The sequence below is a fragment of the Pseudomonas antarctica genome, from assembly GCF_001647715.1.
GTDB lineage: Bacteria > Pseudomonadota > Gammaproteobacteria > Pseudomonadales > Pseudomonadaceae > Aquipseudomonas > Aquipseudomonas antarctica_A.
The window spans coordinates 4,265,292-4,279,629 of record NZ_CP015600.1 but is presented as its reverse complement, the minus strand read 5'-3'; the positions used below and the strand labels follow the sequence as shown (position 1 = coordinate 4,279,629).

The window sequence follows — 14,338 nt, the reverse complement described above, 5'->3', positions numbered from 1 at the left end:
TCAAACAAAGGATGAGGCTATGGTTCAAGTTCGCAAACTGGTGTTAGCAATAGCGGCCGCCTCGGCGCTGTCCTCCGGTATGGCGCAGGCGCTGCAGCTTGGGGAGATGACCCTCAAGTCGAAGTTGAACCAGCCGTTGTCGGTGGAAATCGAATTGCTTGATGTCGGTGGCCTCACCGCTTCCGAGATTACCCCGGGCCTGGCCTCCGACCAGGCGTTTGTAGACGCAGGCGTTGATCGCCAGGCGTTCCTCAATGACCTGACGTTTACCCCGGTGATCAACCCTAGCGGCCGCAGCGTGGTGCGCGTCACGTCCAGCAAGCCGCTGCCGGATTCCTATGTGCGTTTCCTGCTGCAGGTGCAATGGCCCAATGGCCGCCTGATGCGCGACTACAGTGTGCTGCTCGACCCGGCCAAGTTTGAGCAGTCGGCACCGACGCCGACGCCGACTGCCAGCGCACCCGCGCCGCGTTTGAGCGCGCCGACCGGCACTGCGCCGACTGTCAGCAAACCCGCTCAGCACACCACGACTTCTCACGACACCCTGTGGGAAATTGCCGCAAAGAACCGTAATGGTGCGTCGGTCCAGCAGACCATGCTGGCTATTCAGGCGCTCAACCCTGACGCCTTTGTCGACGGCAACATCAATCGCCTGAAAACTGGCCATGTCCTGCGCCTGCCGGACCGCCAGCAAGCCTCCGCCTTGGCGCAGCCCAAGGCGATTGCCGAAGTGACCGCGCAAAATGCGGCCTGGCGCCAGGGGCGTCGCACGGCCAACAATCAAGCGGCGGGCAAGCAGCAACTGGACGCGACCAAGCGCGCCCAGGCGGGCAATGCGCCGTCGAGCACCGACGCGAAGGATAACTTGAGCCTGGTCTCTGCCGAATCGGCCAAGAAAGGCGCGAAGGGCAAGGCGGGTGACGGTCGGGCACTGAACGACAAGCTTGCGATGACCCAGGAACAACTGGATACCACTCGCCGCGACAATGCCGAACTGAAAAGCCGCGCGGCGGACCTGCAAAGCCAGTTGGACAAGCTGCAAAAGCTGATTCAACTGAAAAACGATCAACTTGCCAGGTTGCAGGCAGCAAACGGCGCCCCGGCGGCGCCGGCGACTGCGGCGACTGCGGCGGCTGCGGCGGCTGCGGCGATGCCCGCTCAATTGGCCGGCGAGCCAGCCGCTGCGCCGGCTGCTGTTCCAGCAACGCCCGAAGTTGCGCCTGCTGCGGCTGCACCGACACCGGCACCGGCTGCACCCGAGCCGATCAAGCCGGATGCCGCGCCTGACACCACCGAAGGTAAATTCAACGATCTGCTGACCAATCCGATCGTCCTGGGTGTGATCGGCGGTGCGGCTGGCTTGCTGGTGTTGTTGCTTCTGTTGTTGTGGGCACGTCATCGCAATGCGCGCCTTGAAGAAGAAAAGCACCTGCGTATGGCGCGGGCTTTGGCCGAAGAACCGCAATTTTCCCCTAGCATTGATCACGACCTGCCACCAGACAGCTTCGAAGGCCTTGAAGTAACGCCACCGAACGTCAAGTTGGCTGCTGCGCCTGCGCCCGCTGCGGTGGTTGAGCCGGTCGTGGTTGCGCCGACGGTTGCCTCGGTACTCTCGCCGCTGGCGGTTGCCGTCGCTCCGGAAAATTCCAGTGATGCGTTGGCGCAAGCTCAATCTCATATCGACCGTGGTCACCTGAACCAGGCGGCCGATGTGCTGGAGCAGGCGATCAAGCGCGAGCCCAAGCGAAGCGATCTGCGTTTGAAGTTGATGGAAGTTTACGGTCTGCAGAGCGACAAGGACGGCTTCGTTACCCAGGAGCGTCAACTGGTGGCCAATGGTGAGAACCATGCCCAGGTCGAGCAGCTCAAAAGCCGCTTCCCGGCCATGGCTGTGTTGGCGGCGGGCGTCAGTGCTGCGGTGGCTGCAGCAGCCCTGGACGCCCAATACGTCAAGAACCTGATGGAAGACAAACCCGCTGCTCCGGCCCCGGAGCCAGAGGCGTTCGACACGGATTTCGACCTGAGCCTGGACGATCTGGAAGCCGCTTCACCGGCCGTGGTCAACCCGAAAGACGAGCTGAGCTTCGAGTCTGTGTTGCAACAGCAGGCTGAAGCCAAGGCCAGCCCGGACGATTTGTCGGACTTTGATCTGGACCTGCAACTGGAGGCTCCGGCGTCCACGCAGTCGGATGACGACTTCCTTTCCGGTCTTGAAGACCAGATGAAGGACGTTCCGGCCGTTGAGCCGCCGACCCTGACGCCTGCCGCGCTGGACGACTTTGACCTGCCGGAAGATTTCGACCTGTCCCTGGCGGATGAGCCGCAAGCGCCTGCCGCCGGCAAGCCCGAGGTATTCGCCTCGGAGCTCGATGACGTCAACGCTGAGCTGGATCGCCTGTCCCAGAGCCTGGAGCATCCGCCGATCGAGCCTTCCTTCACTGCTGAAGAGGCGGCGTTGGGCGGTGATGAGCCGGAATTCGACTTCCTTTCCGGTACCGATGAGGTCGCCACCAAGCTGGACCTGGCCCAGGCCTACATCGACATGGGCGATGCCGACGGCGCGCGGGACATCCTTTCCGAGGTGTTGACCGAGGGCAATGAAATCCAGCGCGGTGAAGCCAAGGAAATGCTTGGCAAAATCTGAAGGAAGATGCAAACCCAGTGTGGGAGCGGGCTTGCTCGCGAAAGCGGAGTGTCAGTCGATGCATTAGTTGGCTGGCCCACTGCTTTCGCGAGCAAGCCCGCTCCCACATCAGGACTGCGTACGCTCATGCAACAAAAGCGCCCCTCCTACGCCTGCCGCCTTTATAATGGGCGCCTTTGCGCAACTCATCGGGCTCTCAGTTCTTGGCAAATATAGATAACGCGGCCGCCGAAATGGCGGCCGCAGGCTTTTACCGCATCGCCCTGGGCGTGGAATACAAAGGTTCGCGCTATCGCGGCTGGCAGCGCCAGGCCTCCGGCGTGTTGACGGTGCAGGAAACCCTGGAAAACGCTTTATCGAAAGTCGCTGACTCGCCGGTGTCGCTGATGTGCGCCGGGCGTACCGACGCGGGTGTGCACGCCTGTGGCCAGGTGGTGCACTTCGATACCCAGGCCGAGCGCACGATGAAGGCGTGGGTGATGGGCGCCAATATCAATTTGCCCCACGACGTCAGCGTCACCTGGGCCAAGGTCATGCCTGCGGATTTTCATGCGCGATTCAAGGCGATTGCCCGGCGCTACCGCTATGTGATCTATAACGATCAGATCCGCCCGGCGCACCTTAATCAGGAAATTACCTGGAACCACCGCCCCCTGGATGCCGAGCGCATGGCCGAGGCTGCACAGCATTTGGTGGGTGTGCATGACTTCAGCGCCTTCCGTGCCGGCCAGTGCCAGGCCAAATCGCCGATCAAGGAAGTCCATCACCTGCGGGTGACCCGCCACGGCAAAATGATCGTGCTGGACATCCGTGCCGGCGCCTTCCTTCACCATATGGTGCGCAACATTGCGGGCGTGCTGATGACCATCGGCACCGGCGAGCGTCCGGTGGAGTGGGCCAGGGAAGTGCTGGAAAGCCGCATCCGCCGCACTGGCGGGGTGACGGCGCATCCGTTCGGCCTGTACCTGGTGGATGTGGAATACCGCGATGAGTTCGAGTTGCCGGATCGCTTCATCGGGCCACACTTCCTCACAGGTTTCAGCGAACTTGGCGGCTGACGCCCGGAAAAGCTTTTGTTACCATCCGGGACTTTCTCGGTCCAACCCTGAGGTTTCTACGACATGTCAGCCGTTCGCAGCAAGATTTGCGGGATTACCCGCATAGAAGACGCGCTGGCGGCAGTCGAGGCGGGGGCGGATGCCATTGGTTTCGTGTTTTATGCCAAAAGCCCGCGGGCGGTGAATGTGTTGCAGGCTCGGGCAATCATTGCCGCGCTGCCGCCGTTCGTGACCACCGTGGGGCTGTTCGTCAACGCCAGTCGCTGCGAACTCAACGAAACCCTGGATGCCGTGCAGCTGGACATGCTGCAATTCCATGGCGATGAAAGCCCCGACGAGTGTGAAAGCTACCAGCGCCCCTATATCAAGGCGCTGCGGGTCAAGGCGGGGGATGACATTGCCGCTGCCTGTGCGGCCTATACTGGTGCTCGCGGGATTCTGTTGGACACCTATGTCGAAGGTGTGCCCGGCGGAACGGGTGAGGCCTTCGACTGGACGCTGATTCCCGAAGGCTTGAAGACGCCGATCATCCTCGCGGGTGGCCTCAACCCGGCCAATGTCGGGGCGGCCATCGAGCAGGTCAGGCCGTACGCGGTGGACGTGAGTGGTGGGGTGGAGCAGGGCAAGGGCATCAAGGATCACCAGAAGATTCGCGCATTCATGCAGGCCGTGCGCAACAGCAGTGGCGCGATGTGACGGCTGACAGTCTGCCGCCGTCCATAACTACCACTGTGTAGAACAGCACCGGCGCCGCCTGCGGGAGGCCCGGAAATGAAGTGGCAACCCTGCGCTGGCAGGTTGTCTGGAAGGCTGAGGAGGCATGCGGGAAATGGCCGGTCGAACGTCTGACCCCGTCCAGCATGTGTCATCGCCACATATGAATTTAGCTCAAGGGCATACGCGGGGCTGTGTTCAAGCCACCGGTACTGGAGAAAGAAAGCATGAGCAACTGGTTAGTAGACAAACTGATCCCTTCGATCATGCGTTCCGAGGTGAAGAAAAGCTCGGTTCCTGAAGGTCTGTGGCACAAGTGCCCATCCTGCGACGCGGTGCTGTACCGCCCCGAGCTGGAAAAGACCCTGGACGTTTGCCCCAAGTGCAACCACCACATGCGTATCGGCGCCCGCGCCCGCATCGACATTTTCCTCGACGCCGATGGCCGTAACGAGCTGGGCGCCGACCTGGAGCCGGTTGACCGGCTCAAGTTCCGCGACGGCAAGAAGTACAAGGACCGCCTGACCGCTGCGCAGAAGCAGACCGGTGAGAAGGACGCGCTGATTTCGGTCAGCGGCAAGCTGCTGGGCATGCCGGTTGTCGTGTCCGCGTTTGAGTTCTCCTTTATGGGCGGTTCCATGGGCGCCATCGTGGGTGAGCGTTTCGTACGTGCCGCCAACTACGCCCTGGAAAACCGTTGCCCGATGATCTGCTTCGCCGCCTCAGGTGGCGCGCGTATGCAGGAAGCGCTGATCTCCCTGATGCAAATGGCCAAGACCTCCGCGGTGCTGGCGCGTCTGCGCGAAGAAGGCATTCCGTTCATCTCCGTGCTGACCGACCCGGTCTACGGCGGCGTTTCCGCCAGCCTGGCGATGCTGGGTGATGTGATCGTCGGTGAGCCGAAGGCCCTGATCGGCTTTGCCGGCCCGCGCGTGATTGAACAAACCGTTCGCGAAAAGCTGCCGGAAGGTTTCCAGCGCAGCGAGTTCCTGCTTGAGCACGGCGCCATCGACATGATCATCGCCCGTGGCGAGCTGCGTCCACGCCTGGGTAACCTGCTGGCGCAAATGATGGGCCTGCCGACACCGGTGTACATCGCGCCTAAAGTCGAGCCAATCGTCGTGCCGCCGGTGCCTGCAAACCTATGACCCAGCGTACCCTGGGCGAATGGCTCGCCTACCTTGAGCAATTGCATCCGTCCGCCATCGACATGGGCCTGGAGCGCTCGCAACAGGTAGCGGCCCGCCTTGGGTTGGGCCGGCCGGCACCGCGCGTGGTCACGGTGACCGGTACCAACGGCAAAGGCTCTACCTGCGCCTTTGTCGCGGCGCTGCTGCAGGCTCAAGGGCTGAAGGTGGGCGTGTACAACTCCCCGCACCTGTTGCGTTACAACGAGCGGGTGCAGCTCAATGGCGTCGAAGCCACTGACGAGCAGCTCTGCGAAGCCTTCGCCGCGCTGGACGTCGGGCGTGGTGAGATATCCCTGACTTACTTCGAGATGGGCACCTTGGCGGCGTTCTGGCTGTTCGAGCGTGCGCAGTTGGATGTGGTTGTCCTGGAAGTTGGCCTGGGTGGGCGTCTGGACACGGTCAACGTGGTAGATGCCGACCTCGCGCTGGTCACCAGCATTGGCGTTGACCATGCCGACTACCTGGGTAATACCCGCGAGTCGGTAGCCTATGAAAAGGCTGGTATCTTCCGTCAGGGCAAGCCTGCGCTGTGTGGCGACCTGAACCCGCCGCATACCTTGCTCGATAAGGTGCGTGAACTGGATTGCCCGTTTTTCCTGCGGGGGCGCGAATTCAATCTCGAGATTGGCAACCAGCATTGGCAATGGCGCGGGCGTGATGGGCGTGGGCAAGTTGTAGAGTTGCGTGATTTGCCGCTGCTGAACCTGCCGATGGAAAACGCTGCGCTCGCGCTGCAAGCCTACTTGCTGATGGATTTGCCGTGGAATGCCGAGCAGATTGCTGCGACATTGCAGGCGACTCGTGTGGTTGGGCGTCTGGATCGCCGCACGTTCGAGTGGGCGGGCAAGCGTTTGAATCTGCTGCTGGATGTGGGGCACAACCCGCACGCTGCCGAATACCTGGCACAGCGCCTGTCGCGCACGCCACCGGCTGGTCGCCGTTTGGCGGTGTTCGGGCTGTTGGCCGATAAAGACCTGGACGGCGTGGTCGCGCCGTTGCTGAGCAATGTCCAGGCGTGGGCGGTAGCGCCGCTGGATACGCCGCGCACTCGTCCGGCCGCCGAGCTGGAAATCGCCTTGCAGAACCTTGGCGCATCGGTGGCGTCGTATGCAAGCGTCACCGCGGCACTTGAAGCGCAATGCGCGGTGGCCACGGCCGAGGACGAAATTCTGTTGTTCGGATCATTTTATTGTGTTGCCGAGGCGCTCGAGTGGTTGGCCCGGCGCTCCACGGAGGAAGCTGCACATGGCATTACTGGATAGCGCATACAAGCAGCGAATGGTTGGGGCCCTGGTGTTGGTGGCGTTGGCGGTGATTTTTCTGCCGATGCTGTTTTCCCGTCAGGACGAACAGCGCCAGGTAGTCGTCGAGGCGCCGGCCGCGCCCCAGGCGCCTGCGGTCCCTCAGGTTCAGGTTGAGCCGGTGGTGGTGCCCGAGCCGCAGGCGCTGCCGCAAGAGCCGGTGCCGACCGACGAGGAAATCGCTGCGCAGCAGGCGCCGACCCAGCCGATACAGCCGAGTGTTCCTGTGGTCAAGCCTGCTCCGGCCCCGGTCGTTGCCGCCAAGCCTGTTGCGCCCGCGCCCGCGCCCAAGCCAGTAGCGCCGCAACCGGCTGCGCCGGGTAAGCCTGATGTGGGGCAGAGCCGTATCGATCCGAATGGCTTGCCGATCAGTTGGTCGATCCAGCTCGCCAGCCTGGCCAACCGCGAGAGCGCCGAAGCCTTGCAGAAAAAGCTGCGTACCCAGGGCTACAACGCCTATATCCGTAGCGCCGACGGCAAGAACCGGGTGTTTATCGGGCCGCTGATCGAGCGTGCCGAGGCGGATCGCCTGCGGGACTTGTTGGGCCGGCAGCAGAATCTCAATGGTTTTGTGGTGCGTTTCCAGCCTGAGCGCGGCTGAATAGTTACGCGCTTTTAGGTGGGGCGCAGGCCAAGTGTGGGAGCTGGCTTGCCTGCGATAGCGGTGGGGCAGTCAACAGTGATGTTGAAAGTGCCAGCGTCATCGCAGGCAAGCCAGCTCCCACATTAGTTTTCAGTGGTCTTGAGATAGCGTTAACTCTGGGCAACCCATTGATTTGCAAAGCACCCGCAATCACAGCTTACCGATAGCCCGGCGCTCTGCTAAAATGCGCCGCCTTATCCGTACGTAGGCTGCACTGTGCCATTTACCTGGGTTGATTGGGCGATCGTTGCAATCGTCGCCATCTCCGCTTTGATCAGTCTAAGCCGCGGCTTCGTAAAAGAAGCACTGTCGTTGCTGACTTGGATCATCGCAGGAGTCGTAGCCTGGATGTTCGGTGGTTCACTGTCGGTTTACCTGGCCGGGTATATCGAAACACCTTCGGCTCGCGTTATCGCGGGCTGCGCCATCATGTTCATCGCCACGCTGCTGGTGGGGGCAATGGTCAATTATCTTATTGGCGAGTTGATACGTGTCACCGGCCTCTCCGGGACCGATCGATTTCTCGGCATGGCCTTCGGCGCCGCGCGTGGCGGCCTGCTGGTGGTTGTGGCGGTCGGGCTGTTGAGCCTGGGGCCGGTACAGCAGGATTCGTGGTGGCAGGAGTCGGTACTCGTGCCAAAATTTCTATTGGTTGCAGACTGGTCCAAGAACCTCATTCTGGGGTGGAGCAGTCAGTGGCTGGCCAGCGGAATCAGCGTACCCGCTGATCTTCCGTTCAAGGAACACCTTTTACCGGCCAAAACGCCTCAGTAAGCTGTGTTCAGTCAAGATTCATTAAGTAGGGGTTGCGTCGCATGTGTGGCATCGTCGGTATCGTCGGTAAGTCGAACGTCAATCAGGCGCTGTATGACGCGCTAACCGTCCTCCAGCACCGCGGCCAGGACGCTGCCGGTATTGTGACCAGCCACGACGGCCGGTTATTCCTGCGCAAGGACAATGGCCTGGTGCGTGACGTGTTCCATCAGCGTCACATGCAACGCCTCGTCGGGCACATGGGCATTGGCCATGTGCGTTACCCGACTGCCGGTAGCTCGACTTCGGCCGAAGCTCAACCGTTTTACGTCAACTCGCCTTACGGCATCACCCTGGCGCACAACGGTAATCTGACCAACGTTGAACAGCTGGCCAAAGAGATTTACGAATCTGACCTGCGCCACGTCAACACCAACTCCGACTCGGAAGTGTTGCTTAACGTGTTCGCTCACGAGCTGGCCCAGCGTGGCAAGTTGCAGCCGACCGAAGAAGATGTGTTCGCTGCCGTCACTGATGTGCACAACCGTTGCGTCGGCGGCTACGCGGTGGTGGCCATGATCACCGGTTATGGCATCGTCGGTTTCCGCGACCCCCACGGCATCCGCCCGATCGTGTTCGGCCAGCGTCACACTGACGAAGGCGTCGAGTACATGATTGCTTCCGAAAGTGTGTCCCTGGACGTGCTGGGCTTCACCCTGATCCGTGACCTGGCCCCGGGCGAAGCGGTGTACATCACCGAAGATGGCAAGCTGCACACCCGTCAGTGTGCTGTGGCGCCGAAACTCACCCCGTGCATCTTCGAACACGTCTACCTGGCGCGTCCGGATTCGATCATTGATGGCGTTTCGGTCTACAAGGCGCGTCTGCGCATGGGCGAGAAGCTGGCCGAGAAGATCCTGCGCGAGCGTCCAGAGCACGATATCGACGTGGTGATCCCGATTCCGGACACCAGCCGTACCGCTGCGCTGGAGCTGGCCAACCATCTAGGCGTCAAGTTCCGCGAAGGTTTCGTCAAGAACCGCTACATCGGCCGTACCTTCATCATGCCGGGCCAGGCAGCGCGCAAGAAGTCGGTCCGCCAGAAGCTCAACGCCATCGAGCTGGAATTTCGTGGCAAGAACGTGATGCTGGTGGACGACTCCATCGTGCGTGGCACCACGTGCAAGCAGATTATCCAGATGGCCCGCGAAGCCGGTGCGAAGAACGTGTACTTCTGTTCCGCCGCGCCTGCCGTGCGTTACCCGAACGTGTACGGTATCGACATGCCGAGCGCCCACGAACTGATCGCCCACAACCGTTCGACCCAGGACGTGGCCGACCTGATCGGCGCCGACTGGCTGATCTATCAGGACCTGCCGGACCTGATCGAAGCGGTCGGCGGTGGCAAGATCAAGATCGAACAGTTCGACTGCGCCGTGTTCGACGGCAAGTATGTGACCGGAGATGTCGATGAGGCTTACCTGAACAAAATCGAGCAGGCGCGTAACGACTCGTCGAAGATCAAGACCCAGGCGGTCAGCGCGATCATCGATCTGTACAACAACTGAGTAAACACCGGCCCTGAGGGGCCGGTTTTGTATCTTAAATAAAGAATTGAGTGAGGAGTCGCAGCATGAGTCAGGAATGGGATGCCGGTCGGTTGGACAGCGACCTCGATGGCGTAGCTTTCGATACCCTGGCTGTGCGCGCCGGCCAGCACCGCACCCCGGAAGGTGAGCACGGTGACCCGATGTTCTTCACCTCAAGCTATGTGTTCCGCACTGCTGCCGACGCCGCTGCGCGTTTCGCCGGTGAAGTGCCGGGCAACGTTTATTCGCGCTACACCAACCCGACCGTGCGAGCGTTCGAAGAGCGTATCGCGGCGCTGGAAGGTGCTGAGCAGGCAGTGGCCACGGCGACCGGCATGGCGTCCATTCTGGCCGTGGTGATGAGCCTGTGCAGCGCGGGTGACCACGTGCTGGTGTCGCGCAGCGTATTCGGTTCGACCATCAGCCTGTTCGAGAAGTACTTCAAGCGCTTCGGTGTTGAAGTGGACTACGTGCCTCTGGCCGAACTTTCCGGCTGGGAGGCGGGAATCAAGGTCAACACCAAGCTGTTGTTCGTCGAGTCGCCCTCCAACCCACTGGCCGAGTTGGTGGATATCGCCGCCTTGTCCGAAATAGCTCATGCCAAAGGCGCGATGCTGGTGGTCGATAACTGCTTCTGCACGCCTGCCTTGCAGCAGCCGTTGAAGCTTGGCGCAGACATCGTTGTGCACTCGGCCACCAAGTTCATCGATGGCCAGGGCCGTTGCATGGGCGGCGTGGTTGCTGGCCGCAGCGAACAGATGAAGGAAGTGGTGGGCTTCTTGCGTACCGCTGGCCCGAGCCTGAGCCCGTTCAACGCCTGGATCTTCCTCAAGAGTCTGGAGACCCTCAGCCTGCGCATGAAAGCCCATTGCGCCAATGCGCAGGCTTTGGCCGAGTGGCTGGAGCAGCAGGACGGTATCGAGAAGGTCCATTACGCTGGCCTCAAGAGCCACCCGCAGCACGCGTTGGCTCAGCGTCAGCAGCGTGGTTTCGGCGGTGTGGTGAGCTTTGAAGTGAAGGGTGGCAAAGAAGGCGCCTGGCGCTTTATCGATGCGACGCGCTTGATCTCCATCACCGCCAACCTGGGTGACAGCAAAACCACTATTACTCACCCAGGCACCACTTCCCACGGTCGTCTGACCCCGCAAGAGCGTGAAGCGGCGGGCATCCGTGACAGCCTGATTCGCATCGCCGTGGGCCTGGAAGATGTGGCTGACTTGCAGGCTGACCTGGCCCGCGGGCTGGCCGCCTTGTGATCGAGTGGTCCATGGACGCTGCAGCGACCGGTAACGGCCGCGTTGCACTGGTGACGGGCGCGGCGCGCGGCATTGGCCTCGGTATCGCCGCGTGGCTGATCAGTGAAGGCTGGCAAGTGGTGTTGACCGACCTTGACCGCGAGCGCGGTTCCAAGGTGTCCAAGGTGCTGGGTGACAATGCCTGGTTTATTACCATGGACGTGGCGGATGAGAAACAAGTCGCCCAGGGCGTCGCCGAAGTGCTGGGCCAGTTCGGGCGCCTGGATGCGTTGGTGTGCAACGCGGCAGTGGCCGACCCGCGCAATATCACCCTGGAGAGCCTTGACCTGGCTTACTGGAACCGGGTGCTGGCGGTGAACCTCAGTGGGCCGATGCTGTTGGCCAAGCACTGTGCGCCGTATCTGCGCGCCCACGGCGGTGCCATCGTCAACCTGGCGTCGACCCGCGCCCGCCAGTCAGAGCCCGACACCGAAGCCTACGCGGCGAGCAAGGGCGGCCTGCTGGCCCTGACTCACGCCTTGGCCATGAGTCTGGGGCCAGAGGTGCGGGTTAACGCCGTGAGCCCTGGTTGGATCGATGCGCGTGATCCTGCCGCTCGGCGTGCCGAGCCATTGACCGATGCCGATCACGCCCAGCATCCGGCGGGCAGGGTGGGTACGGTTGAAGACGTGGCGGCGATGGTGGCGTGGTTGCTGTCGCGTCAGGCGGGGTTTGTCACCGGGCAGGAGTTTGTGGTGGACGGTGGCATGAGCAAGAAGATGATTTACAGCGAGTAGGACCGGTAGCCGTCTTGAAGCAATTTTGTCTTTTTCAGAAAAACTTCAAGCGGGCTATTGACTTAGGTCCGCTACCTGCGTAAATTTCGCGGCCTCAACGAAGCAAAGGGTGATTAGCTCAGCTGGGAGAGCATCTGCCTTACAAGCAGAGGGTCGGCGGTTCGATCCCGTCATCACCCACCACTTCTTGAGAGTTTTGCTTCAGGGCAAGACGCAACGTTAAAGGTTGCACCGACGCGCAGCGGTAGTTCAGTCGGTTAGAATACCGGCCTGTCACGCCGGGGGTCGCGGGTTCGAGTCCCGTCCGCTGCGCCATATTTCCAGGTTCGACTTGTCGGGCTTGAGATCGAACAGCCAAGGCTGAACGATCAGATGTTTAAAGACGGTTGAGCGTTCACGCGCAGCCGGTCAAGCGATACGCAGCGGTAGTTCAGTCGGTTAGAATACCGGCCTGTCACGCCGGGGGTCGCGGGTTCGAGTCCCGTCCGCTGCGCCATATCTGCCTCAAGGCCCACTGAACGCCTTGAAGCACAAAGCAAGCGTTAAGCTTCTTTGATCCGATAGCAAAGACCCTGGTCGAAAGACCGGGGTTTTTTGTGTCTGCAATTTGGCTCCGGCTGTTCCTCGGTCAGAAATGTGGGAGCGGGCTTGCTCGCGAATACGGTTTGTCAGCTACATATTCAGTGGCTGACACACCGCCTTCGCGAGCAAGCCCGCTCCCACAATCAGGTAGGCTCAGAACCCCAACTTATCCCGCAGCCCGTAGTACCACGCGCCCAGCGCAGCAAACGGCGTGCGCAACAGTTGCCCACCCGGGAACGGGTAGTGCGGCAGGTCGGCAAACGCATCAAAACGCTCTGCCTGGCCTCTCAACGCTTCTGCCAGCACCTTGCCAGCCAGGTGCGTGTACGTCACGCCGTGGCCACTGCAGCCTTGGGAGTAATAGATGTTGTCGCCCAGGCGACCAACCTGCGGCAGGCGCGACAGGGTCAGCAGGAAATTACCGGTCCAGGCGTAGTCGATTTTCACATCCTTGAGCTGCGGGAAGGCTTTGAGCATCTTCGGGCGGATGATTGCTTCGATGTTTGCCGGGTCACGCGCGCCATACACCACGCCGCCGCCGAAGATCAGGCGCTTGTCGCTGGTAAGTCGGTAGTAGTCGAGCAGGTAGTTGCAGTCCTCGACGCAGTAATCCTGCGGCAGCAACGTCCTGGCCAGCTCATCGCCCAGCGGTGCGGTGGTGATGACCTGTGTGCCGCATGGCATCGATTTGGCCGCCAGCTCCGGCACCAGGTTCCCGAGGTAGGCGTTGCCCGCGACGATGATGAACTTGGCCCTGACCTTGCCCTCGGCGGTGTGCACCACTGGGTTGGCGCCGCGCTCGATGCGCACTGCCGCCGATTGCTCGTAGATTGTGCCGCCCAGCGACTCCACAGCCGCCGCCTCGCCCAGCGCGAGGTTGAGCGGATGAATGTGTCCGCCACTCATGTCCAGCAGGCCGCCGACATAGTTGTCACAGGCCACCACTTCGCGGATACGGCGCTCGTCCAGCAACTCCAGCTGCGTATGGCCGTAGCGCTCCCACAGTCGTTGCTGCGACTCCAGATGACCCATGTGCTTGCTGTTGAGTGCAGCGAACACGCCGCCGTCCTTCAAGTCGCACTGGATTTGGTACTTTGCCACGCGTTCACGGATGATCCTGCCGCCTTCAAACGCCATCTGCCCGAGCAGTTGCGCCTGCTTGGGGCCGACGCTGCGTTCGATCACGTCGATGTCGCGGCTATAGCTGTTGACGATCTGCCCGCCATTACGGCCCGAGGCGCCAAACCCCACTTTGGCGGCTTCCAGCACGGTGACGCGAAAACCGCTCTCCAGCAGAAACAGCGCGCTTGAAAGGCCGGTGTAGCCAGCGCCAATCACGCACACATCGGTTTCGACTTCACCTTGCAGTACCGGGCGCGGCGGAACCGCATTCGCGGATGCGGCGTAATATGACTGGGGGTAGGGGGTGTTCGCCATCCTGGAACCTCTGTTTTATATTTTTTACGAGTGCGCCGATCCTACCTGAGTTGAAAATTGCCTGCCAGCCACCCGAAAACCTCGGGTCTGCCCGGCGCGAATAAATAATTCGCATATTCATAGGGTTAGCTGCAAAAAAGATGTTGACACCCCTCCGGAATTCCGTAGAATGCCGCCTCACAGCAGGCACGTAGCTCAGTTGGTTAGAGCACCACCTTGACATGGTGGGGGTCGTTGGTTCGAGTCCAATCGCGCCTACCAAACAAAATCCGCTCTGCTGGGCGGTCTAGAAGGGCTCACCGAAAGGTGGGCCCTTTTTTGTTGTCCGCGATTTGACTAGGCATCCAATTTGAGCGCCTTCGTGCAGTGCTGAATAGCGTTGAATTCAAGCCGGC

General features: G+C 61.3%; 11 protein-coding genes and 4 tRNA genes. 14 read left to right on the top strand and 1 reads right to left on the bottom strand.

Annotated elements, in window-relative coordinates; genetic code table 11:
• The first annotated feature begins 19 nt into the window (after positions 1–19).
• From A7J50_RS19330 to A7J50_RS19270, 13 genes are all read left to right on the top strand, one after another.
• Entirely contained in the window at positions 20–2,644 is a 2,625-nt protein-coding gene (locus A7J50_RS19330) for a FimV/HubP family polar landmark protein (protein WP_064453249.1), read from the top strand.
• Between the two features lie 233 nt (positions 2,645–2,877).
• Positions 2,878–3,702, top strand: a complete 825-nt coding sequence (gene truA / locus A7J50_RS19325; protein ID WP_064453248.1) for a tRNA pseudouridine(38-40) synthase TruA — start codon at positions 2,878–2,880, stop codon at positions 3,700–3,702.
• 63 nt (positions 3,703–3,765) lie between these two features.
• Positions 3,766–4,398, top strand: a complete 633-nt coding sequence (locus A7J50_RS19320) for a phosphoribosylanthranilate isomerase (RefSeq protein ID WP_064453247.1) — start codon at positions 3,766–3,768, stop codon at positions 4,396–4,398.
• Between the two features lie 245 nt (positions 4,399–4,643).
• Positions 4,644–5,564, top strand: coding sequence for an acetyl-CoA carboxylase, carboxyltransferase subunit beta (gene accD / locus A7J50_RS19315; RefSeq protein ID WP_064453246.1), 921 nt, complete (start codon positions 4,644–4,646; stop codon positions 5,562–5,564).
• On the top strand, positions 5,561–6,868 hold the full coding sequence (gene folC, locus A7J50_RS19310) for a bifunctional tetrahydrofolate synthase/dihydrofolate synthase (protein WP_064453245.1): 1,308 nt from the start codon (positions 5,561–5,563) through the stop codon (positions 6,866–6,868). Before accD ends, folC begins: the two co-directional genes overlap by 4 nt.
• Complete coding sequence (locus A7J50_RS19305; protein WP_064453244.1) at positions 6,852–7,508, top strand: SPOR domain-containing protein; 657 nt, start codon at positions 6,852–6,854, stop codon at positions 7,506–7,508. Before folC ends, A7J50_RS19305 begins: the two co-directional genes overlap by 17 nt.
• Positions 7,509–7,766: 258 nt before the next feature.
• Complete coding sequence (locus A7J50_RS19300) at positions 7,767–8,324, top strand: CvpA family protein (RefSeq protein ID WP_003212681.1); 558 nt, start codon at positions 7,767–7,769, stop codon at positions 8,322–8,324.
• A 41-nt stretch (positions 8,325–8,365) separates the two neighbouring features.
• Entirely contained in the window at positions 8,366–9,871 is a 1,506-nt protein-coding gene (purF, locus tag A7J50_RS19295; protein WP_064453243.1) for an amidophosphoribosyltransferase, read from the top strand.
• Positions 9,872–9,936: 65 nt separating this feature from the next.
• Entirely contained in the window at positions 9,937–11,148 is a 1,212-nt protein-coding gene (locus A7J50_RS19290) for an O-succinylhomoserine sulfhydrylase (protein ID WP_064453242.1), read from the top strand.
• Positions 11,149–11,159: 11 nt separating this feature from the next.
• Positions 11,160–11,924, top strand: a complete 765-nt coding sequence (locus tag A7J50_RS19285; protein WP_082895925.1) for an SDR family oxidoreductase — start codon at positions 11,160–11,162, stop codon at positions 11,922–11,924.
• A gap of 107 nt (positions 11,925–12,031) precedes the next feature.
• Positions 12,032–12,107 (top strand) — tRNA-Val (locus tag A7J50_RS19280).
• A gap of 55 nt (positions 12,108–12,162) precedes the next feature.
• Positions 12,163–12,239 (top strand) — tRNA-Asp (locus tag A7J50_RS19275).
• Between the two features lie 104 nt (positions 12,240–12,343).
• Positions 12,344–12,420, top strand: a tRNA-Asp gene (locus A7J50_RS19270).
• 239 nt (positions 12,421–12,659) lie between these two features.
• Here A7J50_RS19270 and A7J50_RS19265 read toward each other — a convergent pair.
• Positions 12,660–13,943 (bottom strand): NAD(P)/FAD-dependent oxidoreductase, encoded by a 1,284-nt coding sequence (locus tag A7J50_RS19265; protein WP_064453240.1) that lies wholly within the window; start codon positions 13,941–13,943, stop codon positions 12,660–12,662.
• 184 nt (positions 13,944–14,127) lie between these two features.
• On the opposite strand from A7J50_RS19265, the gene A7J50_RS19260 reads away from it, so the two are divergent.
• Positions 14,128–14,204, top strand: a tRNA-Val gene (locus tag A7J50_RS19260).
• The last annotated feature ends 134 nt before the right edge of the window (positions 14,205–14,338 follow it).

Bases quoted from the DNA above. Each gene is read 5' to 3' on its own strand.
- A7J50_RS19330 (WP_064453249.1), top strand. From the start codon at position 20: ATGGTTCAAGTTCGCAAACTGGTGTTAGCAATAGCGGCCGCCTCGGCG.
- truA (WP_064453248.1), top strand. From the start codon at position 2,878: ATGGCGGCCGCAGGCTTTTACCGCATCGCCCTGGGCGTGGAATACAAA.
- A7J50_RS19320 (WP_064453247.1), top strand. From the start codon at position 3,766: ATGTCAGCCGTTCGCAGCAAGATTTGCGGGATTACCCGCATAGAAGAC.
- accD (WP_064453246.1), top strand. From the start codon at position 4,644: ATGAGCAACTGGTTAGTAGACAAACTGATCCCTTCGATCATGCGTTCC.
- folC (WP_064453245.1), top strand. From the start codon at position 5,561: ATGACCCAGCGTACCCTGGGCGAATGGCTCGCCTACCTTGAGCAATTG.
- A7J50_RS19305 (WP_064453244.1), top strand. From the start codon at position 6,852: ATGGCATTACTGGATAGCGCATACAAGCAGCGAATGGTTGGGGCCCTG.
- purF (WP_064453243.1), top strand. From the start codon at position 8,366: ATGTGTGGCATCGTCGGTATCGTCGGTAAGTCGAACGTCAATCAGGCG.
- A7J50_RS19290 (WP_064453242.1), top strand. From the start codon at position 9,937: ATGAGTCAGGAATGGGATGCCGGTCGGTTGGACAGCGACCTCGATGGC.
- A7J50_RS19285 (WP_082895925.1), top strand. From the start codon at position 11,160: ATGGACGCTGCAGCGACCGGTAACGGCCGCGTTGCACTGGTGACGGGC.
- A7J50_RS19265 (WP_064453240.1), bottom strand. From the start codon at position 13,943: ATGGCGAACACCCCCTACCCCCAGTCATATTACGCCGCATCCGCGAAT.